25 protein-coding genes are annotated in these 26,420 nt (G+C 72.6%); 11 read left to right on the top strand and 14 right to left on the bottom strand.

Annotated elements, in window-relative coordinates; translation table 11 throughout:
- Nucleotides 1-10: 10 nt before the first annotated feature.
- Nucleotides 11-697 carry a polysaccharide deacetylase family protein gene (locus ACMCNO_RS19930; RefSeq protein WP_412750961.1) on the top strand — a complete coding sequence of 229 codons (687 nt, stop codon included), beginning with the start codon at nucleotides 11-13 and terminating at the stop codon, nucleotides 695-697.
- Nucleotides 698-789: 92 nt separating this feature from the next.
- Here ACMCNO_RS19930 and ACMCNO_RS19925 read toward each other — a convergent pair whose 3' ends face one another.
- Complete coding sequence (locus ACMCNO_RS19925; RefSeq protein WP_412750960.1) at nucleotides 790-1,716, bottom strand: DUF2249 domain-containing protein; 927 nt, start codon at nucleotides 1,714-1,716, stop codon at nucleotides 790-792.
- 50 nt (nucleotides 1,717-1,766) lie between these two features.
- Here ACMCNO_RS19925 and ACMCNO_RS19920 point away from each other — a divergent pair, with 50 nt between their 5' ends.
- From ACMCNO_RS19920 to ACMCNO_RS19900, 5 genes are read left to right on the top strand one after another with little or no spacing between them, the layout of a single operon-like run.
- Nucleotides 1,767-2,534: a helix-turn-helix transcriptional regulator gene (locus ACMCNO_RS19920; RefSeq protein WP_412750959.1), complete on the top strand. Its 768-nt coding sequence runs from the start codon at nucleotides 1,767-1,769 to the stop codon at nucleotides 2,532-2,534.
- Nucleotides 2,534-3,685 (top strand): hypothetical protein, encoded by a 1,152-nt coding sequence (locus ACMCNO_RS19915; RefSeq protein WP_412750958.1) that lies wholly within the window; start codon nucleotides 2,534-2,536, stop codon nucleotides 3,683-3,685. Before ACMCNO_RS19920 ends, ACMCNO_RS19915 begins: the two co-directional genes overlap by 1 nt.
- Nucleotides 3,682-5,028, top strand: a complete 1,347-nt coding sequence (locus ACMCNO_RS19910; protein WP_412750957.1) for a hypothetical protein — start codon at nucleotides 3,682-3,684, stop codon at nucleotides 5,026-5,028. The genes ACMCNO_RS19915 and ACMCNO_RS19910 overlap by 4 nt, the downstream gene beginning before the upstream one ends.
- A gap of 3 nt (nucleotides 5,029-5,031) precedes the next feature.
- Entirely contained in the window at nucleotides 5,032-6,429 is a 1,398-nt protein-coding gene (locus ACMCNO_RS19905) for a multicopper oxidase domain-containing protein (RefSeq protein ID WP_412750956.1), read from the top strand.
- Nucleotides 6,426-7,181: a YwiC-like family protein gene (locus ACMCNO_RS19900; RefSeq protein WP_412750955.1), complete on the top strand. Its 756-nt coding sequence runs from the start codon at nucleotides 6,426-6,428 to the stop codon at nucleotides 7,179-7,181. The genes ACMCNO_RS19905 and ACMCNO_RS19900 overlap by 4 nt, the downstream gene beginning before the upstream one ends.
- 15 nt (nucleotides 7,182-7,196) lie before the next feature.
- On the opposite strand, the gene ACMCNO_RS19895 is transcribed toward ACMCNO_RS19900, so the two are convergent.
- The 4 genes from ACMCNO_RS19895 to ACMCNO_RS19880 all read right to left on the bottom strand — a co-directional run bounded on the left by ACMCNO_RS19895 (nucleotide 7,197) and on the right by ACMCNO_RS19880 (nucleotide 10,863).
- Nucleotides 7,197-7,832, bottom strand: coding sequence for a M15 family metallopeptidase (locus tag ACMCNO_RS19895; protein WP_412750954.1), 636 nt, complete (start codon nucleotides 7,830-7,832; stop codon nucleotides 7,197-7,199).
- Entirely contained in the window at nucleotides 7,829-8,899 is a 1,071-nt protein-coding gene (locus ACMCNO_RS19890) for a D-alanine--D-alanine ligase family protein (protein ID WP_412750953.1), read from the bottom strand. The genes ACMCNO_RS19895 and ACMCNO_RS19890 overlap by 4 nt, the downstream gene beginning before the upstream one ends.
- Entirely contained in the window at nucleotides 8,896-9,879 is a 984-nt protein-coding gene (locus tag ACMCNO_RS19885; protein WP_412750952.1) for a threonine/serine dehydratase, read from the bottom strand. The genes ACMCNO_RS19890 and ACMCNO_RS19885 overlap by 4 nt, the downstream gene beginning before the upstream one ends.
- A 180-nt stretch (nucleotides 9,880-10,059) precedes the next feature.
- Nucleotides 10,060-10,863, bottom strand: coding sequence for an SGNH/GDSL hydrolase family protein (locus tag ACMCNO_RS19880; protein WP_412750951.1), 804 nt, complete (start codon nucleotides 10,861-10,863; stop codon nucleotides 10,060-10,062).
- 438 nt (nucleotides 10,864-11,301) lie between these two features.
- On the opposite strand from ACMCNO_RS19880, the gene ACMCNO_RS19875 reads away from it, so the two are divergent.
- The 5 genes from ACMCNO_RS19875 (at nucleotide 11,302) to pntB (ending at nucleotide 17,618) form a co-directional block, all read left to right on the top strand.
- Nucleotides 11,302-12,336, top strand: a complete 1,035-nt coding sequence (locus ACMCNO_RS19875; protein ID WP_412750950.1) for a glycoside hydrolase family 26 protein — start codon at nucleotides 11,302-11,304, stop codon at nucleotides 12,334-12,336.
- Between the two features lie 98 nt (nucleotides 12,337-12,434).
- The gene (locus tag ACMCNO_RS19870) at nucleotides 12,435-13,751 is read left to right on the top strand and encodes a sensor histidine kinase (protein ID WP_412750949.1); all 1,317 of its coding nucleotides are present in this window, start codon (nucleotides 12,435-12,437) and stop codon (nucleotides 13,749-13,751) included.
- Nucleotides 13,752-13,765: 14 nt separating this feature from the next.
- The gene (locus tag ACMCNO_RS19865) at nucleotides 13,766-14,410 is read left to right on the top strand and encodes a response regulator (RefSeq protein ID WP_412753756.1); all 645 of its coding nucleotides are present in this window, start codon (nucleotides 13,766-13,768) and stop codon (nucleotides 14,408-14,410) included.
- A gap of 254 nt (nucleotides 14,411-14,664) precedes the next feature.
- Nucleotides 14,665-16,191, top strand: coding sequence for a Re/Si-specific NAD(P)(+) transhydrogenase subunit alpha (locus tag ACMCNO_RS19860; protein WP_412750948.1), 1,527 nt, complete (start codon nucleotides 14,665-14,667; stop codon nucleotides 16,189-16,191).
- Nucleotides 16,192-16,196: 5 nt separating this feature from the next.
- Nucleotides 16,197-17,618, top strand: a complete 1,422-nt coding sequence (gene pntB, locus ACMCNO_RS19855; protein WP_412750947.1) for a Re/Si-specific NAD(P)(+) transhydrogenase subunit beta — start codon at nucleotides 16,197-16,199, stop codon at nucleotides 17,616-17,618.
- Nucleotides 17,619-17,721: 103 nt separating this feature from the next.
- On the opposite strand, the gene ACMCNO_RS19850 is transcribed toward pntB, so the two are convergent.
- From ACMCNO_RS19850 to ACMCNO_RS19810, 9 genes are all read right to left on the bottom strand, one after another.
- Nucleotides 17,722-18,846 (bottom strand): ScyD/ScyE family protein, encoded by a 1,125-nt coding sequence (locus ACMCNO_RS19850; RefSeq protein ID WP_412750946.1) that lies wholly within the window; start codon nucleotides 18,844-18,846, stop codon nucleotides 17,722-17,724.
- A 99-nt stretch (nucleotides 18,847-18,945) separates the two neighbouring features.
- Nucleotides 18,946-19,455 (bottom strand): cupin domain-containing protein, encoded by a 510-nt coding sequence (locus ACMCNO_RS19845; RefSeq protein WP_412750945.1) that lies wholly within the window; start codon nucleotides 19,453-19,455, stop codon nucleotides 18,946-18,948.
- A 136-nt stretch (nucleotides 19,456-19,591) separates the two neighbouring features.
- Nucleotides 19,592-20,812, bottom strand: a complete 1,221-nt coding sequence (locus tag ACMCNO_RS19840; RefSeq protein WP_412750944.1) for a GAF domain-containing protein — start codon at nucleotides 20,810-20,812, stop codon at nucleotides 19,592-19,594.
- Nucleotides 20,809-21,477 carry a response regulator gene (locus ACMCNO_RS19835; RefSeq protein WP_412750943.1) on the bottom strand — a complete coding sequence of 223 codons (669 nt, stop codon included), beginning with the start codon at nucleotides 21,475-21,477 and terminating at the stop codon, nucleotides 20,809-20,811. Before ACMCNO_RS19835 ends, ACMCNO_RS19840 begins: the two co-directional genes overlap by 4 nt.
- Nucleotides 21,478-21,647: 170 nt before the next feature.
- Nucleotides 21,648-22,472 carry an HAD-IA family hydrolase gene (locus ACMCNO_RS19830; RefSeq protein ID WP_412750942.1) on the bottom strand — a complete coding sequence of 275 codons (825 nt, stop codon included), beginning with the start codon at nucleotides 22,470-22,472 and terminating at the stop codon, nucleotides 21,648-21,650.
- The gene (locus ACMCNO_RS19825) at nucleotides 22,469-23,422 is read right to left on the bottom strand and encodes a phosphoribulokinase (protein ID WP_412750941.1); all 954 of its coding nucleotides are present in this window, start codon (nucleotides 23,420-23,422) and stop codon (nucleotides 22,469-22,471) included. The genes ACMCNO_RS19830 and ACMCNO_RS19825 overlap by 4 nt, the downstream gene beginning before the upstream one ends.
- A 4-nt stretch (nucleotides 23,423-23,426) precedes the next feature.
- Nucleotides 23,427-24,299, bottom strand: coding sequence for a phosphoribulokinase (locus ACMCNO_RS19820; RefSeq protein ID WP_412750940.1), 873 nt, complete (start codon nucleotides 24,297-24,299; stop codon nucleotides 23,427-23,429).
- Nucleotides 24,299-25,378 (bottom strand): class 1 fructose-bisphosphatase, encoded by a 1,080-nt coding sequence (locus ACMCNO_RS19815; RefSeq protein WP_412750939.1) that lies wholly within the window; start codon nucleotides 25,376-25,378, stop codon nucleotides 24,299-24,301. Before ACMCNO_RS19815 ends, ACMCNO_RS19820 begins: the two co-directional genes overlap by 1 nt.
- A gap of 82 nt (nucleotides 25,379-25,460) precedes the next feature.
- Nucleotides 25,461-26,360 (bottom strand): LysR family transcriptional regulator, encoded by a 900-nt coding sequence (locus tag ACMCNO_RS19810; protein ID WP_412750938.1) that lies wholly within the window; start codon nucleotides 26,358-26,360, stop codon nucleotides 25,461-25,463.
- Nucleotides 26,361-26,420 lie beyond the last annotated feature (60 nt).

Genomic DNA, 26,420 nt, shown 5'->3' with positions numbered 1-26,420 from the left:
ACTGGCGGGCATGAGGGCTCGATGGCTGCGTTCGGCGATGGCTGTGATCTCCGCGGTGACGCTCGGGGCCGCCCCGGCGGCGGCCGCGACGGCGCGTGCCGCGTCGAAGACCGTGTACTTCGCCTTCGATGACGGGCCGGGGGAGTGGACCCCGGAGCTGCTGGCCGCCGCGGACGCGTACCACGCCCAGGTGACCCTGTTCTTCGTCGGCAGGTCGGCCGAGAAGCAGCCGGAGATCGTGGCCCGCGCGGCCGCGGCAGGCCATGTGATCGGCGTCCACACCTACAGTCACCGGTGGCTGACCGGGATGACCGCCGCCCAGGTCCGCCGGGAGCTGGTGAACGGGCGGGCGGCGCTGCAGCCCTACGCCAGCAACTGCTGGCGCCCGCCGGGCTGGGCGACCTCGCCCGCCATCGAGCAGATCGGCCGGAGCCTGGGCATGCGTCAGGTGCTGCGCACCGTCGGCCGGACCAGCCGTCGGCCGGTCTTCATCCCGGCGGGCTGGACGGACGTCGACAAGATCGTCTCGACCGTCCAGCGGACGGTGTTCGACGGCGCCGTGGTGACCTTGCACGCCGAGCGCAGCGGCAACCGGGCGCAGGTGCTGGCCTTTGAGCGGCTGCTGCCGGTGCTGCGGGCCCGTGGCTACCGGTTCGCGCCGGTGCCCGGCTGCAGCCGGCCCGGTTTCCGGGGCTGAGCCGGGCGCGAGGGGTGCCCGTGGCGGCCACTGCGGAGGTGGCCGCCAGGAGCGGGGTGGCCGGGCCGGGTGGCCGGGCCGGGCGGCCGATCTCAGAGCACCGCGGGGGCCCGGCGCAGCCGGATCTGCCAGACGTCCGGCCCGTCCTGGAGCCACTCGGCTGCCATCTGCCCGCCGTAGCGGGCGTCGATCTCGGCCAGCAGCGGACGCGGGGCGTGCGGGGCCACGAGGACCAGCGCCCCGTGGGCCGGCAGCGTGTCGAGTTCCGCCAGAACGCGGGCGTGCCGCTCGCCGTGCGGCAGGTCGCGGACGTCGAGCCGGGGGTCGATGGTCAGCACCGCGGCCGTGGCCTGCGCCGCATCCGCGGCGTCTCCACCACAGCCGCAGGCGCCACCGCAGCCGCCGGTTCCCGGCTCCGCCTGGCCGCCGGTTCCCGGCTCCGCCTGGCCGCCGGTTCCCGGCTCCGCCTGGCCGCCGGTTCCCGGCTCCGCCTGGCCGCCGGTTCCCGGCTCCGCCTGGCCGCCGGTTCCCGGCTCCGCCTGGCCGCCGATGAGGTCGTGCATCCCGTCGAGCAGCCGGGCCAGATCGACCTTCCCGGTGCTGATCAGCAGCGGGACGACCAGGTCGTTCTCCTTGGCCAGGTGGGCGATGAACAGCGCTTGGAGGGCCCGGGCGGCGCCCGCGGCAACGACCGGGGAGGTGGCCGCCTCCAGTTCGTCGACCAGCGCGGTGAGCGCACGGTGCTCGCCGAGCATGCCCTCCACGAGCAGCTTGCCCTCGGGCTCGTCCGCGGCGGCCGGATACAGCGCCGCCTCCTCGGCGTACGCGTGCGGCAGCAGTTCGTCGTGCAGCCACGCCGCCAGCGCGTTGCGCCGCCGCCACACGTGGCGCAGGGCGCCGAACTCGGCCGCGTGCAGCAGGTCGGCCACATGACCGGCCAGGGTGGTGGCCAGCTGGGTGTGATGGCGCACCACAGCATCGGCGGCGCGCTGGTTGGCGGCGCGGTCTGGCTGTGACATGGAACCCTCCACTGGTTTTAACGTTGTTTGACGTTATAACGTTAAGCACCGTGGAAACCGAACGGAAAGGGCCTAACGGCGAGACGATCAACACTCATCGGCACCGGGCCCTGGGCTCCGACAGCCGGGTGGAGATCCTCGGCCTCGTGCGCGCCGCCGCCGGTGGGCTGACCGCCGCCGACGTGGCCGCCCACACCGGGCAGCACCTGTCCACCACCCGCGCCCACCTGGACCGGCTGGTGCATGCCGGACTGCTGGTCAAGGCGCGGGCCAGCGGCGGCGCACCGGGCCGCCCGGCGTGGCGCTATCGCGCCACCGCCGCCGACCCCGCTCCGGCGCCGTACCGGGCGCTGGCGACCGCGCTGTTGGATCACCTGCCCGGAGCCGCCGGGGGCGACGTCCGCGAGGCTGCCGCCCGGGTGGGTCAGGACTGGGGACGGCGGCTCGCCGCCGTCAGCCCGCCCCAGGACGACCCGGTGGACACGGTGTCGGCCGTCCTGACCGGGCTCGGCTTCGAGCCGGAGCGCCAGCCCGCCCAGCCGGACGGTGCCGTCGAAGTGCACCTGCGTACGTGTCCCTTCCTGGAACTGGTCGGGCAGAACCCGGATGCGATGTGCGGGCTGCACCTCGGTGTCGTGCGCGGCGCCCTCGGCCACCACGGGGTCGGCGGCGACGACGCCGTACTGGAGCCCTTCGGCGCCCCGCACGCCTGCGTGATCCGCCTGCCGCTGCCGACGACCGCGCCGCCCGCCGACCGGGGCCCCGCCCGGCGTCCGGCCCCCGGGTCCTCCCAGGCCCCGCCCGGTGCGGCCGGCTGATGAACGCCGGTCCCCGCCTGCCGGTCGCGTGGCGGCTGCCCGTCCTGGCAGCCGGCGGGCTGTCCCTGGTCACCGGGCTGTACACCGCCCTGCTGCTGCTGAGCGTCCCGGTGCCCGCACCGGCGGCGCCGGTGGAGCAGGCGCACGGCCCGGTGATGGTGTTCGGTTTCGTCGGCACGCTGATCGCGCTGGAACGCGCGGTCGCGCTCGGCGCCCGGTGGGCCCTGCTGGCTCCGGCCTGCTCCGTGGCGGGCGCCGCCGTCCTGGTGGCCGCCGGTCCGGGCCCGGCCGGGCACGTGCTGCTCATGCTGGCCGCGGTGCTCCTGCTCGGCGTCTACCGGGCGCTGTGGCGGCGCCAGCCCGGCGTCGCGCTGCTCGCCCAGGTCGCCGGCGCGTTCGCCTGGTACGCGGTCACGCTGCTGTGGCTGGCCGGCTTCCCGATCGCCGAGACCGTGCCGTGGCTGGTGGTCTTCGTCGTGGCGACGATCGCGGGCGAACGACTCGAGCTGGCCCACGTGGGGCTGCGCACCGCGTCGGCGCCGCGCTGGTTCCTGGCCGCGCTGCTGGCGCTGCTGGCCGGGGCCGCGGCCACCACGGTCGCTCCCGTCGCCGGGGTCCACCTGTTCGGAGCCGGCCTGCTCGCGGTCACCGCCTGGCTGGCGGTGTTCGACGTGGCCCGCCACACCGTGCGGGGCCGGGGGCTGCCCCGGTACATCGCGGTCGGACTGCTGGCGGGCTACGCCTGGCTCGCGCTGGCCGGTCTGCTGTGGACCGGCGCCGGTCCGGCCCTCGACGGGCCCCGCTACGACGCCGTGCTGCACGCGACCTTCCTCGGCTTCACGATGTCGATGATCTTCGTGCACGCCCCGGTCATCCTGCCCGCGGTGATCCGCCGGCCGCTGCCGTACCACCGTCTGCTGTACGTGCCGCTGGCCCTGCTCCACCTGTCGCTGCTGGCCCGCATCGGACTCGGCGACGCCGCCGGGCTGGTGCCGGCATGGCGGTGGGCCGGGGTGGCGAACATCGCCGCGGTGCTGGGATTCGTCGCCTGCGCCCTCGCGGTGGCGGTGAGCCACGGACGCACCCGGCGGGCCCGCGGCGCGACCCACACCGCGCCGAATCCCGACGCGCCGGTGGCGGTGCCGTCATGACCGCGGCACCGGACCCCCGGATCGGCACTGGCCCGGCTTCGCGGACCTTCGGCGCGATCGGGCGGGCTCCCACGGGTGGCTTGGCCATCGGCGGCGCCGGTGGCGCGGCTCCCCGTGGTCCCGGTGCGCTGGCTGCCGGGCCGGGCGGGGGCGGTTCCGGCAACCGGGCCGGGTGGCATCGGCGGGCCGGTGCGCTGCCACTGGGCTACCTGGCGGCGCTGGTCGTCCTCGCCCTGCTGCACCCGTGGTTGCCGACGTGGCGCTGGCTCGCCATCCATCTGCTTCTGCTCGGCGCGGTGACCAACGCGATCCTGGTCTGGAGCGCCCATTTCACCGCGGCGATCCTGCGGCTGGCCGTACCGGCACGGCGGCGCGCGCAGGCGACCCGGCTGGCCGCGCTGAACGTCGGCGTGCTGGCGGTGCTGGTCGGCGGCGCCGCGGACCAGCCGTGGCTCGGGGTGGCCGGGGCGGGCGCGGTGTTCACCGCCGTCGCCACCCACCTGGCCTGGCTGTCACGCCACCTGCGGGCGGCCCTGCCCGCGCGGTTCGCCGTGACGGTGCACTACTACCGGTGTGCGGCGGCGGCGCTGCTCGTCGGCATCCCGGTCGGTGCCTGGATGCTCGTCGTCGACGACACCGCCCGGCCCCGGCTGGTGCTGTTCCACGCGCACGTGAACCTGCTCGGCTGGGTGACGCTGACCGTGCTGGGCACCCTGCTCACGTTCTGGCCGACCGTCCTGCGGACCCGGATGGCCGACGGTGCCGCCGCGGCCAGCCGCACCGCGCTGCCGGTCGCGGTGACCGGCCTGACGGTGCTGGGGATCGGCGTGCTGGCCTGGTGGCCCGTGGTGGCCGCGGGCGGGCTCCTGCTGGTGGCCACGGCCGCCGCGCTGACCGCACGACCGGCCTGGCTTGCCGCGCGCGGCAAGCCGCCCGCCTCGTTCGCCGCCTGGTCGATCACCGCGGCCGGTGGCTGGCTGTTCGTCGCGCTCGCCGTCGACGCCGGGATGCTGCTCACCGCCGGGAGCCCGGCCGTGGCGGCGGACCGGTTCGGCGGCGTGCTCACCCCGTTGCTGGCCGGGTTCGTCGCGCAGGTGCTGCTGGGGTCACTCGCCTACCTGCTGCCGGTCATGCTGGGCGGCGGCCCCGCCGCCGTGCGCCACCGTACGCAGGCGCTGGACCGGCACTTCGCCCAGCGCGTCGTGACGGCCAACGGCGCGCTCGCCGTCTTCCTGCTGCCCGTCGGCCCGTACGTGCGGATCACCACGTCGCTGCTGATCCTGGCCGCCCTGGTGCAGTTCCTGATCCCAGCGGCCCGCGTGCTGCTGACCGCCCGGAGGTAGGCCGTGTCCCACCCTGAATCCGGCCCCACCGGCGCCGCTGCGTCCGCGCCAAGGACGCTCGGCGGGCTCGGCGTCGGCGTCGCCCTGGTGTTGCTGGCCGTGCTGGTGGGTGCGGCGGCCCAGCGCATCACCGCAGCCCCCGCGGGGGCCTCCGCCGCCGCCACCGGTCACACCACGACCGTGCAGGTGACGGCCGACGGCATGCGCTTCCACCCCGACCGGATCGCCGTGCCCGCCGGTGACCGGCTGCACATCGAACTGACCAACCACGACCGCCGCCGCCACGACCTCGTCCTCGACACCGGCGCGAAGACCTCGGCCGTCGGCCCGGACGGCACCGCCCACCTGGACGCCGGGATCATCGGCGGCACCGTGCAGGGCTGGTGCTCGCTGCCCGGACACCGGCAGGCCGGCATGACCCTGACCATCACGACCACCGGCGGCGGCAGCGCCGCGGGCAACGATCACCCCGCCGCGGGCGGCCACGCCGACCACGCCGCCGGAGTCCCGGCGACCGCGGCGGCGCCGCGCATCGACGCGATGGCCGTCCCGGACCCCGGTTTCGCCGCCCGTGACGCCGCCGCGCCGTCCGCCGCTCCCGGGCGTCTGCACCGGATGGAACTGCGGGTCCAGGAGGTGCTGCGCGAGGTCGCCCCCGGTGTGCGGCAGACACTGTGGACGTTCAACGGCACCGCCCCCGGCCCCGTGCTCCGTGGGCGGATCGGCGACACCTTCGAGATCACGCTGGTCAACGACGGCAGCCTCGACCACGGCATCGACTTCCACGCCGGTGCGCTCGCTCCCGACCGGCCGATGCGCCCGATCAACGCGGGGGAGCGGCTCGTGTACCGGTTCACCGCCACCAAGGCCGGCATCTGGATGTACCACTGCTCGACCATGCCGATGCTGCACCACATCGGCAACGGCATGTACGGCGCGGTCATCATCGACCCGCCCGGCCTGACCCCGGTCGACCGGGAGTACGTCCTCGTGCAGTCCGAGCTGTACCTGGGCGCGGACGGCCAGCCCGGCGACCTGGCCAAGATGCAGGCCGAACGGCCCGACGCCGTGGTCTTCAACGGTTACGTCGCCCAGTACGCCCACCGCCCGCTGACCGCGCGGGCGGGCGACCGGGTGCGGTTCTGGGTGCTCGACGCGGGTCCGAACCGCATCAGCGCGTTCCATGTCGTCGGGGCGCACTTCGACACCGTCTTCACCGAGGGCAGCCTCCAGTTGCGGCCGGGTTCGGCGGGCGGCGCCCAGGCCCTCCCGCTGGTCCCCGCGTCCGGCGGCTACGTCGAGACCGTCTTCCCCGAAGCGGGCCGGTACCCGTTCGTCAGTCATGTCATGGTGGACGCCGAACGCGGCGCCCGCGGAATCGTGGAGGTGAGCCCGCGATGAGCGCCACCGGGATGGTCCGGCCGCCGTCGCCGACCCGACGGCGGTCCGTGCGTCAGTTCGTCCCCCCGCAGCACGGGGCCTGGGCGATGCTGCTGGTGCCGTACCTCGTCGGGGTGCTGGTCGCCGGGTTCCACTGGCCGCACCTGCCGCTGCTCGGCGCCTGGCTGGCAGGCTACCTGCTGTCGTACTACGCGTTGCAGGCGGTCAAGACCCGCCGCCCGGGCCGCTTCCGCGCCCAGCTGCTGCTGTACGCCCCGGTCACCGCGCTGCTCGGGGGCCTGGTCGTGCTGGCCCGCCCGCAGGTGCTGGTCTACGCCCCGGCCTATGCCCTGCTGCTGGCCGTCAACGCCGCGTACGCCCGGCGCCGCGACGAGCGGGCACTGGTCAACGACCTCGTCTCAGTCGTGCAGAGCTGCCTGATGGTGTTCGTCGCCGCGGCGGTCGCCGCCGTGCCCGCCAGCCGCGTGACGGTCGCGTTCGGTGCTGTCCTGCTGTATTTCGTCGGCACGGTGTTCTACGTCAAGACGATGATCCGGGAACGGGGGAGCGTCTCCTACTACCGGCTGTCGGTCGGCTACCACGTGGCGGCCGTCGCGGTGGCCGCCTGGCTGGCGTGGCCGCTGTCGGCGTTCTTCGCCGTGCTGGCGGTGCGGGCCTGGGCACTGCCGCCACGGGGGCTGCGCCCCAAACAGGTGGGCCTCCTCGAGATCGCCGCCTGCGTGCTGCTGGTGACGACGATCCTGCTGCTCTGAGTCGGCGGGCGGAGCCTAGACCGGGCCGTAGAGCGCGTGCGACGCGTTCGTGGTGATGGCCCAGTAACGGTCGCCGTAGGACCAGTGCCACCACTCGGTGGGATAGTTCACCAGGCCGACGGCGGTGAGCGCGTCGATCAGCAACCCCCGGTGCCGCCGCGCCGTCGCGGAGATCTGAGGTGCCGCGGTGAAGCAGGCGTTCCCGCTGGCCAGCGGGGTGGCGTCGAGTGCCGTTCCCATGTCCAGCTCGGCCCCGTCGGCCGAGCACAGCGTCAGATCCACCGCGCCGCCGGTGCTGTGCGGCGCGACCTGCACCGGCGAGACGAACTTGCTCGTCTCGACCAGCAGCCGATCCTCCGGCCAACCGGGGTGCCGGCGCCGCAGCTCGTCCCGGTAGCCGGTGAAGATCCGCTGCTGGGCCGCGGACGGGCGGTATCCCTCGACGATGAGCAGCCGCAGCCCGCCGGGCAGGGCCCGCTGCGCGTCGACCAGCCGGGCGGCCAGCCCGGCCCGCAGCCGGGCGTGGGTGCCGGAGTCGTCGGCGGCGCGCCCGTCCACCCGCAGCTCCGCGATCTCCCGCACGTCGACGAGGGGATCACCGTCGTCGCGGCTGGGTACGGCGGCGACCCGCGGATCCGACAGCAGGATCACCGTTCGAACGCCAGCTCGACGAGCCGCCCGACCAGCGTCACGTAGTCGACCCCGGACGCCGCCCACACCTTGGGGTACATCGAGTGCGCGGTGAAGCCGGGCATCGTGTTGAGCTCGTTGACGTACAGTTCGCCGGTCGTCTCGTCCCACAGCAGGTCCACCCGGGACAGACCCCAGCCGCCGACCGCGGTGAAGGCGTCCAGCGCCAGCTCGCGTACGCGATCGGTGACCGCCTCGGGAAGGTCGGCCGGAACCGTCATCGGGTCCGCGTCGCCGAAGTATTTCTGCTGGTAGTCGAACCAGCCACCGGTGACCGCCACCTCGCCCACGACGGACGCCGCGGGCTCCCACCCGCCGAGCACCCCGCATTCGATCTCGCGCGCGTCGACCCCCTGCTCGATCAGTACGAGGGAGTCGTGTTCCAGCGCCGTCTCCACGGCCGCGGCGAGGTCGTCGCCGTCGGTGACCCGGGTGATGCCGATCGACGAGCCCATCCGCGCGGGCTTGACGAACAGCGGCCGCGGCAACCCGGCGGCCAGCGCCTCCGGATTGGTCGCGGTGCGCCAGGTGTGCCGGTCGAACCACACGTACGGGGTGACCGGGACTCCCTCGGCGACGAACGCCCGCTTCATCGCCACCTTGTTCATCCCCACCGCGGACGCCGCGATGTCGCAGCCGACGTACGGCACGCCCAGCGCCTCCAGGACACCCTGGACGACCCCGTCCTCGCCGAACGGCCCGTGCAGCACCGGGAACGCCACCTCGCAGGTCGCCATTACGGCGCCGTCGGCGCAGATCGCCAGCGTGCGGGGCGCGGAGCCGCGGCGCAACTCGACCTCGGGCCCGGTCACCTCCAGCGCGTCGTCGATCGCCCGGGCGATGCCGGTGCGGGTGCGCAACTTCTCCAGCACCTCGTCCGGGACGAGCCGGTATCCGCCGTCGCGGGTGACGCCGACCGCGGACACCTGGTGGCCGCCGTCGGTCAGGGCGCGCAGCACGCCCAGCGCCGAGGCGCAGGAGACGTCGTGCTCGGCCGACGGGCCACCGAAGAGAACCGCGATGTTCATGCCGCACTGCCTTCCATGAGTCGGCCGACCAGGTCGGCCTCGACGTTGCCGCCGGTCAGCAGGACGCCGACCGTGCGGTGGTGGCCCGGGTCGGCGACCCGCAGCGCGCCCGCGAGGGCGGCCGCGCCGGACGGCTCGACGACGAGCTTGAGGTGCGTGACGATCAGCCGGAACGCGTGCGCGATGGCGTCGTCGCCGACGCGCACCGCGTCGATGCCGGAGTCGCGCAGCACCCGGAACGGCAGGGCACCGACGCAGGCGGGGCGCAGGCCGTCGGCCAGCGTCGCCGCCGGGGTGACCGACACGCGGCGTCCGGCGGCGAGGCTGCGGGCCAGCGAGTCGCATCCGTACGGTTCGACGCCGTACACGTCGATGCCGCGGCCCGTGGCGGCCAGCACCGCGCCCGCTGCGCCGCCGCCCCCGCCGACCGGCACGACCAGCGCGTCCAGCGGGGTGCCCGCCGCGTCGGCCGCCTCGATGAGTTCCAGGGCGGCGGTACCCTGCCCGGCCACGACGTCCGGGTGGTCGTACGCGTCGATCACCGGGTAGCCGGTGTCCGCGTGGACCTGGCGGACCACCTCGTGCGGGTCGCCGTCGGCACGCAGCACGCGGGCGCCCGCGGCCTGGGCTCGGGCCACCTTTCCGGGCGCAGCGTCGGCGGGCAGCACCACGACGGCCGCCAGTCCGTGCCGCCGCGCGGCCTGCGCGACCGCTGCCGCGTGGTTGCCGGTGCTCTGGCACACGACCCCGGCGGCCTGACCGGCGGCGGCCAGCCGGCCCACCGCCACGGTCGCGCCCCGCATCTTGTACGAGCCGCTGTGCTGCAGGTTCTCGGCCTTCAGCAGCAGCCGGGCACCGGCCAGCTCGTCCAGTTCCGCGCTGCCGAGCATCGGGGTCGCCACGATCTGCCCGGCCAGGAAGCGGGCGGCGTCGGCCACATCGGCCTGGCTGAGTTCACGGTCGGTGACGACTGGCTGCACGGCTTGACGTCCCATCCTCGGCGGTTGACCTGGCCGAGTGTTACAGCGCGTCACTCCGGCGGCCTCGGACCTCGGATGGATCATGGTGGTGGGCGGTGCGACTTTCGGCCTAGGCCGTACGGACGGACCGCGGCGGCCCGGCGGGGGTGGATCCCGCGGGCCGCCGTCGGGGGGAGGGGTTCAGCCGAGCACGGAGTTCAGTGCGGGCAGGTAGCCGGACTGGTAGCCGGTACCCGTCGGGTGGAAGGAGTCGGTCGGGGGGATCACGGTCAGGCCGTGCAGCCAGGGGCTGGGCCCGCAGATGCCGTGCCCGGCGAACTCGTCGGTGACGTCCGACCAGCGGAAGCCGGCCGCCTGGGCGTGCGCCTTGATGGCCTTGTTGAGTTCGACGGCACCCGCGTTGAGGGACTTGCGCTTGGGGATGCTCATCCCGGCGAAGCCGCAGCTCGGGGCCTTCTCATCGAACAGCATCGGGTAGCCGAGCACGATGACGGTCGCATTCGGCGCCTTGGCCCGGATCTCCCGGTAGGTCGCGTCGAACTTGGCGGGCATCTGCTCGTTCAGCTTCTTGATCCCGTCGGCGACCTTGGCGGCGCAGCCGCTGTCGCTGGTCAGCGTGCAGGTGATGATCGTCGAGGCGAAGCCGACGTCGTTGCCGCCGATGGTCACGGTCACGAGGTCCGTGCCCGTGTTCAATGCGGACAGCTGGGACGAGCGCAGCGTGTCGGTGGTGGCGCCGCTGCAGGCGACCGAGCGGAACGACGCCGGGTCGTTCGCCTTGTCCCACAGCCCCGGGTAGCCGTTGGGGCTGCGCAGGCAGACACCGGTCTGTCCGGACGCGCCGACGCCGGACGAGTACGAGTCGCCGAGCGCGACATAGTCCCACTCGGACGCGGGGGAAGCGGCGGCGGCGGGCGCCGCGGCGGCGAGGGTCAGCAGGACGGACGAGATGAGGCAGGCGAGGGCGGTGGTGGCTCTGCTCATCAGGGGGGCCTCCGGATCCACGAAGGGAAAAGGGGGCCGAAGCGCTTCGGTTACCGATGAGTATGTCAATACCTCAAGCCAATTAACATAGTGACATTGTTGTTAACGTGTTGTAACATGCATCAATGTGACCTGCATGAACGTCATGCGGTCATATTCCTGTGCGAACCGCCGACAATGGTCCGACAGTGCCGTCGTCCCGCGCATTTCCCGCGCCCGGAGGAATTGCGCCGCGTCGTGCCCGGGAAATCACCAGGGTCGATGTCGATTCGCGTGCCGAATGGTTCGCGAACCGCCCCGGCGCACCCGATCACCTTCCTCCCCGGTTGGTGGTTTCGGGATGATCAGCTCGGGTTTGTCGCCCACGGGGGCGAGGGTGGCCGGGCTTGCCGCGCGGCATGCTGGTCCGGGTCCGCCGCCGGTCGTCGAGGGGTACGCGTGGAGCTGGAGCAGGAAGAAGGCCGGGGGCTGTCCCGTCGCCGGGTGCTGGGCCTGCTGGGTTTGACGGCCGTGGGCCTGGCCGTGGGTCAGGCCGCCACCGGGGCGTCGTCACCCGCGATGGCGTCGGCCCGCGCCGGGGCGTCCGCGCCCCTCGATCTCGCGGGAGGCTCGGCGTCCGCCGCGGCGTGGGGCGGCGCGGTCCGTTACCAGCGCGGCCGGGCGCTGCTCGGCTCGTACCTGTCCCTGCACGGCCGGACGCTCACCCAGAGCCTGGCGCTGCGGCGCCGGCAGCTCGGCCGCGACCAGCGGATCGTGCACGTCTACTACCCGTGGTCCGACTACTACCCGACCGCGCATCGCGACGTGCCCGCCGACGCGGTGCTCATGATCTCCTGGAAGGGCACCAGGCTCAGCAAGATCAACAGCGGCGCCAGTGACCATCACATCGCCAAGATGGCCCGGCTGATGGCGGGGATGAAGCGACCCATCCTGCTGCGCTGGGGCTGGGAGATGAACGGCAACTGGTTCTCCTGGGACGGCGTGCACAACGGCAGGAAACCGTCGGCGTTCATCAAGGCGTGGCGGCGGATGCACCGCATCTTCCGTCAGCACGGTGCGACGAACGTGGCCTGGGTCTGGGCCCCGAACTGGAACTCCGGCCCGGACGTGTCCTGGAACAGGTTCCAGCACTACTACCCCGGTGACGCGTACGTGGACTGGGTCGGTGTCTCCGGCTACAACTTCTCCCGGCAATCGCCGAAGACGCTGTTCAACCCGATCGTCAAGGCGTACGGCAAGCGCAAGCCGATCATTCTCGCCGAGACCGCGGCCGTCGGGCACGGCCCCAACAGCAAAGCCAAGTGGATCAAGAAGCTGTCCAAGTACGTCTCGGCCACGCCATCGATCGGCGCGGTCGTCTGGTTCGACACCGACACCCAGCGGGGCACCCGGCACAACTTCCGCCCGGACACCGACGCGGGGGCGCTGGCGGCGTACCGGGCGATGGTGCGCAAGCCCCGCTTCTCCGGCTGACGCCGGTCCGCCGGCGGTGGGGTAGGGCTGGCCCTACCGTGTGCCGGGCGGTGGACGGGATGGTGCCCGGGTGATGCCGCCGCCTACGTTTGTCGACCATGACCGCCGTATCTGAACCCTCGACGACCCCCTCCGCCGCCGGGCGGCGCCGGCCCGGCCTGGGCCGCGTGCTGCGCCGGGCCGTCGTGGACTCCGTGTACCTGCTCACCGGCTTTCCGCTGGCCCTGGCCGGCTGGATCCTGGCCGTGGTCGGGCTGGCCGCCGGAGCCGGCATGGTCATCATCGTGGTGGGGGTGCCGATCCTCATGGTCACGGTGCTGGCGGTGCGCGGCCTGGCCGAGGCCGAGCGGTTCCGGATCCGCCGGGTGCTCGGCGACGCGGACACGCATGCCGCGTACCGGCGGGCCGCCCCCGGGACCTCACGGATCCGCCGGTGGCTGATGCCGCTGACCGACCTGCAGTCCTGGCTCGACGTCGCGCACACCGTCGCGCTGTTCCCGTTGGCGCTGCTGACCTGGAGCGTCGCGCTGATCTGGTGGGTGACCGCGCTGGCCGGGGTGAGCGCCGTGGTGTGGCACGGCCGCCTGCCCGGTGTCGCGTTCTACTTCGCCGAGGACGTCGGCGGTTCCCCCGCGGTGCGCACGGCCGTGATGACCGGCATCGGCGTGCTGGCATTGCTCACCCTGCCGTTCGCCATGCGCGCGATGACGCTGGGTCAGGCGTTGTTCGGCAAGGCGCTGCTGGTGGACATCGGCCGGGTCCGCGGCCGGGTCGCCCGGCTGGAGCGGGACATGGCCAGCGCCGAGGCGCGGACCGCGGCGGCGATGTCGGCCGAGGCGACCGCGCTGCGCCGCCTCGAACGCGACATCCACGACGGCCCGCAGCAGCGGCTCGTACGTCTGGCCATGGACCTCGGCCGCGCCCAGCAGCAGCTCGACCGCGACCCGCGCGGCGCCCGCGACACCGTGGGCGACGCCATCGCCCAGACCAAGGAGGCCCTGGCCGAGCTGCGGGCGCTGTCGCGCGGCATCGCCCCGCCCGTGCTGCTCGACCGGGGGCTGGCGGCGGCGGTCACCGCGCTCGCGGCCCGCTCGACCGTCCCGGTCGATCTCGACGCCGCGGAGCTCGGGCGGCTGGACGCGGGCGTGGAGACCGTCGCCTACTTCGTCCTGGCCGAGTCACTGACCAATGTGGCCAAGCACAGCCACGCCACCGAGTGCACCGTCAGCATGCGCCGCGACGAGGACCGGCTGGTCCTGACCGTGGTGGACAACGGGGTCGGTGGCGCCGCCCTGGCCAAGGGACACGGCCTGGCCGGGCTGGCCGACCGGGTGCACGCCGCCGGGGGAGAGCTGCACCTGACCAGCCCGCTCGACGGGCCCACCTCGGTGTCCGCCTGGCTGCCGTGGCGATGACGGCGGGCGCCGCGCTGCGGGTCGTCATCGCCGACGACGCGGTGCTGTTGCGCGAGGGGCTGGTCCGTCTGCTGGAGGAGGCGGGCCACACCGTCGTCGCCGCGGTCGGGGATGGACCGGCGCTGGTCGACGCCGTACTGCGGCACCGGCCGGACGTGAGTGTGGTCGACGTACGGATGCCGCCCAGCCACACCGACGAGGGCCTGCGCGCGGCCGTGGAGATCCGCGGCAAGGTTCCCGGTGCCCCGATCCTGGTGCTCAGCCAGTACGTCGAGTCGTCGTACGCCACCGATCTGCTGGCCGACGGCCGGGGGGCGATCGGGTATCTGCTCAAGGACCGGGTGGTCGAGGTGGCCGATTTCCTGGACGCCGTGCACCGGGTCGCCGCGGGCGGCACCGCCTTCGACCCCGACGTCGTCGCCCAGCTGCTCGTCGGGCGCCGCCGGGACGATCCCCTGCGGTCTCTCACTCCTCGGGAACGCCAGGTCCTCGCGCTCATGGCGGAGGGGCACTCCAACACGGCCATCGCCCGGCACCTCGTCGTCACCGACGGCGCCGTGGAGAAGCACGTCCGGAACCTGTTCACCAAGCTGGGCCTGGTCCCTGACGACGAGCAACACCGCCGTGTCCTGGCGGTGCTCGCTTATCTGAAGAGTTGACGCTTCCGCAACACGCCTCAGTGTGATTACGCTCAGTCACTGACATCGGTGGCTGTCGGCGATCGTTTCCATGGCGTGGCAGCCGACGATGTGATATCAACCATAGTCATCTTCGACCTACCGACAAGTAACAATCACTCGACGCGAACGAGGTCACGGCTCGGCAACCGCCGGGTAACTCCTGCCGAACCGCTCGAACCCCCGAGCCCTTGTCCAACGTACTGAACGTCAACCGTCTGCTGCGGAGTCGACTGATGATCATTGGTGTAGTCAGGGAGTTACGCCTGGGTGAGACCCGGGTGGCGGCCACGCCCGCCACCGTCGTGGAGCTCATCAAGCTGGGCTACGAGGTGGTGGTGGAGGCCGGTGCCGGTCTCGCCTCCTCGTTCGCCGACACGGCGTACGTTTCGTCCGGTGCGACGATCGGTGACCCGTTGGTCGCCGACGTCGTGTTCGCGGTCAACGCGCCGGCGACGGAGCAGCTCGACCGGCTGGCCAAGGGCGCCACCGTGATCGGCATCCTGAACCCCCGGCTGGACCCCGACCTGGTCGCGGACCTGGCCCGGCGGCCGATCACGGCGCTGTCGATCGACGCGGTGCCGCGGATCTCGCGCGCCCAGTCGCTGGACGTGCTGTCGTCGATGGCCAACATCGCGGGCTACCGCGCGGTGGTGGAGGCGGCGCACGCCTTCGGCCGGTTCTTCACCGGGCAGGTGACCGCCGCGGGCAAGGTCCCGCCGGCCAAGGTGCTCGTCGCGGGCGCCGGTGTCGCGGGCCTCGCGGCCATCGGCGCCGCGGGCAGCCTCGGCGCGATCGTCCGGGCGACCGACCCGCGGCCGGAGGTCGCCGACCAGGTCAAGTCGCTGGGTGGGGAGTACCTGGCGGTCCAGGCCGCCGACGTGGAGGTCTCCGCCACCGGCTACGCCAAGGAGATGTCGGACGACTACAACGAGCGCGCCGCCCGGCTCTACGCCGAGCAGGCCGAGGACGTCGACATCATCATCACGACGGCGCTCATCCCCGGCCGTCCGGCGCCCCGGCTGATCACCGCCGAGATGGTGGCCAGCATGAAGTCGGGCAGCGTGATCGTCGACATGGCCGCGGCCAACGGCGGCAACGTCGAGGGCACCGTGCCGGGCGAGACGGTGGTCACCGGCAACGGCGTGACCATCATCGGCTACACCGACCTGGCCGGGCGCCTGCCCGCCCAGGCGTCCCAGCTGTTCGGCACGAACCTGGTGAACCTGATGAAGCTCCTGACCCCGGCCAAGGACGGCCGGCTGGTGCTGGACTTCGACGACGTCGTCCAGCGGTCCATGACCGTCGTGCGCGACGGCGAGCTGACCTGGCCGCCCCCGGCCGTATCCGTGTCGGCCGCACCGGCGCAGGCACCCGCGGCCCCCATCGCGACCGAGAAGCATGCGAAGCAACCGCCCTCGACGCCGCGGCGCCTGGCGGTCGTCGGTGCGGGTGCTGCCGTACTGTTCCTGCTGACCGCGCTCTCGCCGGAGGCCATGCGCGGCCATCTCACGGTGTTCGCGCTGGCGATCGTCATCGGCTACTACGTGATCGGGCACGTGCACCACGCCCTGCACACCCCGCTCATGTCGGTGACCAACGCGATCTCCGGGATCATCGTCGTCGGCGCCCTGCTGCAGCTCGGGCACGGCGACTACGTGGTGACCGCGCTGTCCTTCGTCGCCATCCTGCTGGCCAGCATCAACGTCTTCGGTGGCTTCGCGGTGACCCGTCGCATGCTCGCCATGTTCTCCAGGAGCTGACACTGATGACCATCATCGAATCGGCGGCCCAGGCTGCGTACCTCGTGGCCGCGCTGCTCTTCATCCTGGCGCTGGCGGGCCTGTCCAAGCACGAGACCGCGAAGATCGGCAACGTCTTCGGCATCGCCGGCATGGCCCTGGCGCTGGCGGCCACGATCGCGCTGGCGATCGTCCACGAACTCAGCACGGTCGGCCTTGCCCTGCTCATCGTGGCGACCGTCGTCGGCGCCGCGATCGGCCTGTACCGGGCCAGCCGGGTCGAGATGACCGGGATGCCGGAACTGATCGCGCTGCTACACAGCTTCGTCGGTCTCGCCGCCGTGCTCGTCGGCTGGAACGGCTACCTGCACGTCGAGGCCGACCTGAACGGCGCCGAGGCCGGGGTGCTGCGCGGCCAGGAACTGCTCGGCATCCACAGCGCCGAGGTCGTCATCGGTGTCTTCATCGGTGCGGTGACCTTCACCGGCTCGATCGTGGCGTTCCTCAAGCTGTCGGCCCGGATGAAGTCCAGCCCGCTGATGCTGCCGGGCAAGAACCTCCTCAACCTCGGCGCGCTGGCCGCGTTCGCGGTGTTCACGGCCTGGTTCGTGATCCAGCCGCAGCTGTGGCTGTTGATCGTGGTCACCGTGCTCGCCCTGCTGCTGGGCTGGCACCTCGTCGCCTCCATCGGCGGCGGCGACATGCCGGTCGTCGTGTCGATGCTCAACAGCTACTCCGGCTGGGCCGCGGCCGCCTCCGGCTTCCTGCTGGAGAACGACCTGCTCATCGTCACCGGCGCGCTCGTCGGCTCCTCGGGTGCCTACCTGTCGTACATCATGTGCAAGGCGATGAACCGGTCCTTCATCTCCGTCATCGCCGGTGGCTTCGGCATCGCGGCCGGGCCTGCCGACGACACCGACTACGGCGACCACCGCGACATCACCGCCGAGGGCGTCGCCAGCCTGCTGACCTCCGCCGACTCGGTGATCATCACCCCGGGGTACGGCATGGCGGTCGCCCAGGCCCAGTACGGCGTCGCCGAACTCACCCGCAAGCTGCGGGAGAAGGGCGTCGACGTCCGCTTCGGCATCCACCCCGTCGCGGGCCGCCTGCCCGGTCACATGAACGTGCTGCTGGCCGAGGCGAAGGTGCCGTACGACATCGTCATGGAGATGGACGAGATCAACGACGACTTCGCGAACACGTCGGTCGTGCTGGTCATCGGCGCCAACGACACGGTCAACCCGGCGGCCACCGAGGATCCCGGCAGCCCCATCGCCGGGATGCCCGTGCTCAAGGTGTGGGACGCCGACGACGTCATCGTGTTCAAGCGCTCGATGGCCTCGGGCTACGCCGGTGTGCAGAACCCGCTGTTCTTCCGGGAGAACAGCGCGATGCTCTTCGGCGACGCGAAGGAGCGGGTGGAGGACATCCTGCGGGCGCTCTGACCGCACGCCCGGCATGGACTGCCAGAAGCCCCCGGGGCAAAGCCGGGGGCTTCTGCCGCCTAGCCCGTCACGGCGCGACGGCCGCGAAGCCGCCGACACCCGATCATCTGGGCGTACGGATGCGCAGCACCTCACCGACACCCACCAGCGTGCCCTTGTTGGACACGTAGAACGAGCCGTCCCCGCCGACGGCGACCGAGGTCGGCGTGACCAGGCCGGTGCTCGCCAGCTCGGTCCGGGTGCCGTTGCGCTCGACACGGATCAGCGCGCCGGCAGGGTCCCCCGAGAGCAGGCCGTTCTTCGCGATCTCCAGCACGATCAACCGACCGCGCCGATCAAACGCGATGTCGATGATGTTGGTGAAGCCGTCGGCGTACACGGTGGGTGCATGGCCGGGCACCACCCGCCAGACCTTCGCCCCGCCGACCGGGAACGGGAATCCGGTGAGCTGACCGACGTAGTAGGCGCCGTCGGGGCCGCGCACCACAGTGGTCGGGACGAAGTGCATGGGTATCACGGCGCCCCCAGGACCCGGCGTCGGTCGGACCGGGAACACGGCGAGCGTGGAGATCCGGCCTTTCCCGTCGATCCGGAGCAGGTCGTTGCCGCCCGCGTCGGTCGCCACCACGCCGCCACCACTGACGGGCGTCAGTCCGTACGGATTGCTGTCCGGGCCGGTGCCCGGCTGACCTCGGTCGGGGTTGTTGGCCGCCTCGAAGGCGGCGAGATCGGCAAACCGGCGTGGCACGTAGTGCGTCAACCGCACGATCTGGCCGATGAGCGCGCCTGCGCGGCCCAGGCGTGCGCGCAGGGCCGGGTCGGCGCCCAAGCCGAGCGTGACCAGGGCACCTGCCGACGTGAGTGCGATGTCGTGCGGTCCGAGGACCTCGCTTGCGTTGCGGGTGCCGAGCGACGGCAGGCCGGTGACGATCCGGCGCTGGTGACCGTGCTGGATCGCGGTGACGGCGCCGGTGGCGCTGAGGCAGAATTCCGGGCCGGCCGAACCGGGGATGCACGGGCCGGTCCCGGCCCGGCCGGCCTCGGTGACCAGGATCAGTCCACCGGGTGCGAGCGTGAGGCCACGCGGGTTGTCCAGGCCGGTCGCTATCACGTCGATCCTTGCGGCCGATCGGCCGGATGAGACGGGGGAGGCCGAAGCCGGGCCGACCGCCCCGACGACCGTCGCGGCCACCACCAGAACGGTCAGCCATCGGCGGGGATGGTTCACGATCAAATCCTCCTCAGCTATCCGGGTATAACCGACAAGCGGAACATATTTGCCTCGTAGAACAAATGTGAGCAAAACGGTATTTATAGCCTGATAGGTTCAGTCCCGCCCGCGACCACGAGGACAGCCACGTTCACGAGGATGGAGGCGGGCCCAGCAACTCGATGCCGTGCAGCTGCGCGGCGTGACCCAGAGCGGCGAGGTCCGGCTCGGCGGCAGGCTCCGGCTCGTCGCCGGCTGGCCGACTTCGGCGACGAAGTCCTCGAACCCCGCCGGGGTAGCCAGGTTCAGCACGCGCGCGCCGTCGGACCCGACGATGAAGGTGTGCGCCAGCCCGCGCGGCAGCCAGATGAAGTCACCCCTGCCCGCCTGGAACGTCTCGCCCTCACACCGGCCCTCGATGCTGCCGTCGATGACGTAGAACGCCTCATCTTCGCGGGTGTGCCGGTGCAGCGGCGCAGCGAAGCCGGGCGGATGGACGAACTCGACCACGGCGAGCTGCCCACCGCTCTGCCGGCCACCACACTTGCGCACGGCGAGATTGCCGAGGAAGTAGGTCGCCTCGCCCTCGTCAGCCGTCAGGTGGTACGGGCGAATGGCCTCCGGCATATACCGTCTCCTACTGCGTCGAAGTGACCTCTCAGCTCAAGCTAGGGGCACTCTCAGGCCGAGGACCTGGGATACGCCGCCGAAACGCCACGCGTTCACCAGACCGAGGACGGCACCCGGAGGTTGAACGACAAGCTCAGAGCACGTCGGGAATGCGTACCTCGATGGTGGTGCCCTCCTCGGGCCGGGAGCGCACGTGCAGCTCGCCGCCCAGCAGGCGGGCCCGCTCGGCCATGCCGCGCAGGCCGTGCGGGGTGCCGTTCGGGCGCAGCGCCTGACCGCTCGGCTCGAAGCCGCGGCCGTCGTCGGTGACGGTGAGCATCGCGGTGTGGCCGTGCTTCGCCAGCCGGATGACGGCCCGGCTCGCGTCCGCATGGCGGACGATGTTGTGTACGGCCTCCTGCGCCACCCGGAACAGCGAGGTGCTCACGTGTTCCGGCAGCCGCAGGTCCTGCGCGTCGACCTGGATCGGCAGGTTCGGGACGTTGCGGGCCAGGCTGGCCAGCCCGGCCGCGAGGCCGAGGTCGTCGAGGATCGGGCTGCGCAGCCCGGTGATGGCGCTGCGGGTCTCGCCGAACGCGAGATCGGCCAGCGACCGCGCGGCGTCGACCTGCCGCGCGGCGTCGCCGAAGTCGCCCGCGCGCAGGGCCGCCGTCGCGGCCGACAGCCGGAAGCTGAGACTGGCGATGGCCTGGGTGACGCCGTCGTGCAGATCCCCGGCGATCCGGCGGCGCTCCGCCTCCTGCATCGTGACGGTGGTGGCCACCGCGGTGTCGCGCAGATCCCGGTACCCCTCGATTGCCGCCGCCTGCCCGGACAGCTGCACCCGCAGCGCCACCAGGTCGGCCACCGCCTGGGCGGTGTCCACCTCGGGGCGGGTGAACGCGCGCCGCCGCCGGCTGAACACCGCCAGCACGGCCACGGTGCCGCCCGGCACCCGGGCCGGTACGCACAGCCGGGACACCGGTTCGCCCGGCCCGAGTCCCATCAGCTCCCGGTGGCGCGCGTTGCGCGGGTGGTCGTCGACCAGGACGGCCGGGAGCCCGTCGGCCGCCACCCGCCCGGTGACACCGAAGCCACGGGGGATCCTCAACGCGGCCCCGCCCGGCTGTGGTTGTCCGGCGGTCAGCGCGGGGCCGCCAGCCACCGGAAGCCCGGCCGTCAGCACGAGGTCGCCGTCGTCCGCCACCCGGAACACGAGGCAACCGTCGGCTCCGAGCGCGGCGGTCACGGCGGCGGCCGCCCGATCGAGCACGGTGGACAGGTGCGGCTCCCGGGTCACCCAGTGGCGGATCCGGTCGAGCAGTTCGTCATCGCGGGGCGTCGCGGAGCCCGGCGTTCGCTGCCGCTGCGTCAATGGAACAGGGATTCGCGCAGGGCGACCGCGACAGCCGAGCCGCGGTCGTTGACCTCCAGCTTGCGGTACAGGCCCCGCAGGTGCGTCTTGACCGTGTCGTCGCTGACCACCAGGCGCGCGGCGATGGCCTTGTTGGACAGCCCGCCGACGAGCAGGGCCAGCACCTCGCTCTCGCGCTGGGTCAGGCCCAGCCGGGCGCCGGGCCAGAACTCGCCCCGGCGTACATGGGCGGCGGCCGAGGCCACCCGCCCGGCGAGGCCGGGATCGATGACGATGTCGCCGAGCTGGACGTTCTCCAGGTGACGGACCAGTTCCTGACCGTCGATCCGCTTGAGCAGATACCCGGACGCCCCGGCCCGCAGCGCCTGGTACAGGTACTGCTCGTCGTCGTACACGGTGAGGAAGACGACCCTGGTGTGGGGTGCCGCGGCGCGTACCGCCCGGCACACGTCCAGTCCGCTGTCGCGGCGCAGCCGCACGTCGCACAGCACCACGTCGGGCCGGTCCGCGGTGACCGCCCGCACGGCACCGGCCTCGTCGCCGGCCGAGCCGATCACCTCGACCACGTCCGGGAAGCGGGACAGCATGGCCCGCAGTCCCTGCAGCACCATCTCATGGTCGTCGACCAGCAGGACCCGGATCGGCATCCGGTGGCTGCTCACCATGAAGCTCCTCAAGCGGGCCGATGCCTCGCTCGTCGTCGGGTGTGTCCCACCCACGCGACCGGGCCCGTCCGATGAGGCGGCCTTTGGTCGGCATTGGAATGGTACGGGCCATGCCGATCGATGTCGAGGGCGGCCACGACCCTCGGTGACCCGTCCGGAACCGAGGGCGATCATGCCCCGGAGGTGCCGTACGGCGATGCTGGGTGACGTGGGTTGCAGGGGCGTGACGGGTGGTGGGCGTGGGCGTGCATGCCGCGCAACGCGTCCACGGTGACCCCGGCGGCGAAGGCGCCGTCCGGTCGTCCGGTGCGGGGGCGAGCGCCGCCGTCCACCATGTCCCGTGGCAGGTAGCCCGGTACGACCGCCGCCGCGCCCGGGAACGACATGTCCCGGTGGTAGGCCGACGTCACGACCAGGCAGGACAGGCCGGCCGCGGTGGCGGCGGCCAGCCCGGGCGGAGAGTCCTCCACCGCCACCGCGTCCTGGGCTTCGATCCGCAGTTCCCGCAACGCCCGGTCGTAGACCTCGGGGTGCGGCTTGAGCCGCGTCACGTCGTCGCCGGTGACGACGGCCGCGAACGCGGTGCCGGGGAAGAGCCGATCGAGCAGCACGGTGACCCACTGGCGGCGGCCGGTGGTGGCGACCGCGAGACGTACCCCGCCTTCGCGCAGCCTGGCCAGCAGCTCGGGAACGCCCGGCCGGGCGACGACCGGACCGTCGCGTAGCCAGTCGGTGTAGTACGCGGTCTTCGTCCGGTGCAGGACCTGTGCCAGCCCGTCCGGGTGGGGCACGCCGCGCTCGGCGAGGTAGCCCGCCAACCGGCGTCGGCCGCCGGTGACGGCCAGCAGTTCGCCGTACTCGTCCACGCCCCACTCGTACGGCAGTCCGTGGTCGCGGAACGCGAGGTTGAACGCACGGCGGTGCCCGTCGCGTTCGGTCTCGGCGAGGGTGCCGTCGACGTCGAAGATCACTGCACGCAGCCGGTGTGCCGTCATCGCTGGTACACCTCCTGCATGAGGTGGAACAACAGGAGTTCCTGGGTGATCGCCAGCGGCTCGCTGTGCGTACCGTCGGCGAGCCGCCCCAGGCCGCGGGGGATCTCCCGGTCGTGGCCGACGCCGTCCCACAGCGCCTTCTCCAGCAGCCGGGCGTCGTCGGCGGTGGCGTCCGCGTGCACCCGCAGGCAGTCGACCGGGGTGCCGTCGTCGTCGCGGATGATGTTCAGCGACAGGGCGGTGCCGACGTCGTCGGTGAGCAGGTGGGTCAGCGGCGGATGCTGCACGGTCGGGCGCAGCAACAGTTCCGCGGTGGACGGTGTGTCCGGCCGGTCCGACCCGTCGCGGGCGGGCGCGAACCGGACGACGATGTCGGCGTAGCGGCGCTGGGGCCGGATGTACGCGGCCGAGTCGGGCTCGCGCCGGGCCAGTTCGCGGCGCACCTCGGACTCGGTGTATCCGCGGGCCGTGGTGTCGCGGTGGATTTTCCACCGGTGCCGGATCTGCTCGGGCGGGTCGAGGAAGACCGTGATGTCGAAGCAGGCCCGCGACAGCTTGGAGAACAACGGGAACAGCCCCTCGACGATGACGAACTGGCGCGGGCGCAGATATTCGGGCCGGGCGAACGTGCCGGTGCGGTGGTCGTACACCGGTTTGAGGATGGGCTGGCCGGTGGCCAGCATCTGCAGGTGCTGTTCCAGGATGTCGAGGTAGTTGGCGTCGGGCGACAGCGCGGTCAGCGGCAGCACCCGCAGCTGCGCCCGGTCGTAGCGGTGGTAGTCGTCCACGCCGATCGTGGTGCACCGGTGCGCGCCGATGGCCGCGGCGAGGCCCCGGGCGAGGGTCGTCTTGCCGGACCCGCTGTCGCCGCCCACGGCCAGCATCACCGGCCGGGTCTCGGCGGGCTCGCCGACGCGTGAGCGCATCATCCGTACGAGCTTGTCGGACATGCCGTCACGCCCGGCCCCGGCGCTGCATCAGGCGCAGGATCATCGGGGTGAAGATCAGCTGCATGGCGAGCTCCATCTTCCCGCCCGGGGCGACGATGACGTTGGGCCGCGACATGAACGAGTCGTGCAGCATCGACAGCAGGTACGGGAAGTCGATGCCCTTCGGGTCCGCGAACCGGATGACCAGGAAGCTCTCGTCGGCGGTCGGGATGGTCCGGGCGACGAACGGGTTCGAGGTGTCCACCGTGGGCACCCGCTGGAAGTTGATGTGGGTCTGGGAGAACTGCGGGCAGATGTGGTGCACGTAGTCCGGCAACCGCCGCAGGATCGTGTCCACCACCCCCTCCTCCGAGTAGCCGCGCTGCGTCTTGTCCCGGTGCAGCTTCTGGATCCACTCCAGGTTGATGATCGGCACCACACCGATGCGCAGGTCGGCGTGGCGGGCCACGTCGGCGTCCGGGGTCACGATCGCGCCGTGCAGCCCCTCGTAGAACAGCAGGTCGGTGCCGGGCGGGACGTCCTCCCAGGCGGTGAACGTGCCGGCGTCCTGGCCGTACGGGGCGGCCTCCTCGTCGTCGTGCAGGTAACGGCGGATCCGGCCGGTGCCGGTGCGCCCGTACTGATCGAAGAGGGTGGCCAGCTCGGGCAGCAGGTTGGCCTCGGGGGAGAAGTGGCAGAAGTTGACGTTGCCGGCCGCGGCGGCCTCCGCCATCGCCTTCTTCATCTCCTCGCGGTCGTAGCGGTGGAACGAGTCACCCTCCACGATGGCCGCGGTCAGTCCCTCCCGGCGGAAGATGTGCTGGAACGTCCGGGTGACCGACGTGGTGCCCGCGCCCGAGGAGCCGGTGATCGCCACGACGGGGTGCTCGGCCGACATCAGCGGCCTGCCCGGAACATCGAGCGCACGTTGAACAGCGAGCCGTCGAAGCTGTCGTCCTCGGGTTCACAGTGGTAGCGCTCGACGCGTTCCACCTCGGCGCGGGAGCCGAAGACCAGCGGCGCGCCCTGGTGCAGCCGGGACGGGGGAAGTTCCAGCACCCGGGCGCGCCCGGTGCTGGCCCGCCCGCCCGCCTGCTCGATCAGGTACGCGATCGGGTTGCACTCGTACATCAGCCGCAGGCCGCCGGGGCGGGTGGGGTCGCGGCTGTCGGCCGGGTACAGCACGACGCCGCCGCGGGTGAGGATGCGGAAGACGTCCGCGGCCAGCGACGCCACCCAGCGCATGGTGAAGTCGTGCTCGCGGGGGCCGCTGCGCCCGGCCAGGCACTCGCCGATGTAGCGGCGAACCGGGGCCTCCCAGAAGCGTTCGTTGGCGCTGTTGATGGCGAACTCGCGGGTCTTCTCGGGCACCCGCATCCGCGGGTGGGTGAGCACGAACGCGCCGATGTCGCGGTCCAGCGTGAAGCCGTCCACCCCGTCGCCGGTGGTCAGGATGAGCATCGTGGCGGGGCCGTACAGGGCGAAGCCGGCGCAGACCTGTTCCGTGCCGGGCTGCAGGAAGTCCTCGACCCGCGCCTCGCCGCCCGGGCGGGGGCTGCGCAGCACCGAGAAGATCGTCCCGACGGACAGGTTGACGTCCAGGTCGCTGGAGCCGTCGAGCGGGTCGAACAGCAGCAGGTACTTGCCCCGCCGGTAGGGCGCGGGGATCGGCAGGATGCCGGCCGACTTGCCGGACGCGATCGCGGCCAGGTGCCCGCCCCACAGCGTTTCGGCCACCATCGCCTCGTTGCTGGCCAGGTCGAGGCGCTGCTGCACCTTGCCGGAGCCCGCGCCGTCGGCGGCGAGTTCACCGCGGTTCACCTGGTTGGCGATGATCTTCACGGCGGTGGCGATCGCGTTGAGCAGGCCGGAGAAGTCGCCGGTGGAGTCGAGGTGGCGGTGCTCCTGGTCGATGGTGTGCCGGGTGAGGGTGATGCGCCCGAGCGGGCCGCCGGCGGCGTCGGTCAGGGTGGGCACGGTGATTTCCCAACGGTCGTGGCCGCGTCCGCGGCGTCCGGTGAGGATGCCAGGACCGTACGGCCGGACGCGGGAGGCCGCCTCACCCGCGCGGGCGGGTGGACGGATGAGATCGGGCCACCCGGAACACCAGTGCGCCCGCGCGTTCGGGGTCGGTGAGGTGCCGCAGGAACAGCTCGGTGGCGGCGGTCGGGGCGGCGGTGGTGACGGCATGCCAGGGGCGGCTCAGCGGGGTGCCGGGCGCGGGCACCCGGTGCAGCGTCCCGGTCCGCAGATGGTGTTCGACGGCGTCGGTGGAGACCAGGGTGACCCCCAGCCCCAGGGCTGCCGAGGAGACCACCGCCCCGACCGAGCCGAGGGTCAGCAGCGGGGGGTCGATCCCGATCCGCCGCAGCAGCGCCAGCGTCGCGTCCCGGGTGCCCGAGCCGGCCTCACGCAGCAGCCAGGTAACCGCGCCCAGGTCGGGGGCCGGGCCGGGCGCGGCCACCAGCACCACTGAGTTTGCCCGGGTGGCCCGGGTGACCTGGCCCGCGCCGGGCCGCCCGCCGATCACCACGTCGAGCCGGTGGTCGGCCAGCAGCGCCGACACCCGGTCCCGGACGCCGATGTCGAGGGTCACCTCGACCTGCGGGTAGCGCTGCCGGAACGAGGCCAGCAGGCCCGGGATCAGGGCCTCCCCGGCGGTGGTGACCGCGCCGATGCGCAGCCGGCCGCGTTCGGCGTCCGCGCCGCGGCGGGCGGCGGCGACGCTCTCGTCGAGCAGGCCGAGGATGCGCCGCGCGTATCCGGCGAAGACCGCGCCCGCCTCGGTGAGCCGCAGCCCCCGGCCGCTGCGCTCGAACAATGTCACCCCCACCTCGGCGTGCAGCGCCGCCAGCGACGCCGAGACGGCCGACTCGGTGACCGACAGCCGCTGGGCCGCCGCCCGGGCGGAGCCGCACTCGTGGATCGCCAGGAACGTCTGCAGGCGCGCGGGGGTCATGGCGTCACGATAGGCAACCGATTGCTCAAGTGTCGACGGGGAAAGCTCGCTGGACGGATT

This window comes from Krasilnikovia sp. M28-CT-15 (assembly GCF_047159595.1).
Classification (GTDB): domain Bacteria; phylum Actinomycetota; class Actinomycetes; order Mycobacteriales; family Micromonosporaceae; genus Actinoplanes.
Note: the sequence above shows the minus strand (reverse complement) of the source record. Positions and strands in the feature narration are given on the sequence as shown.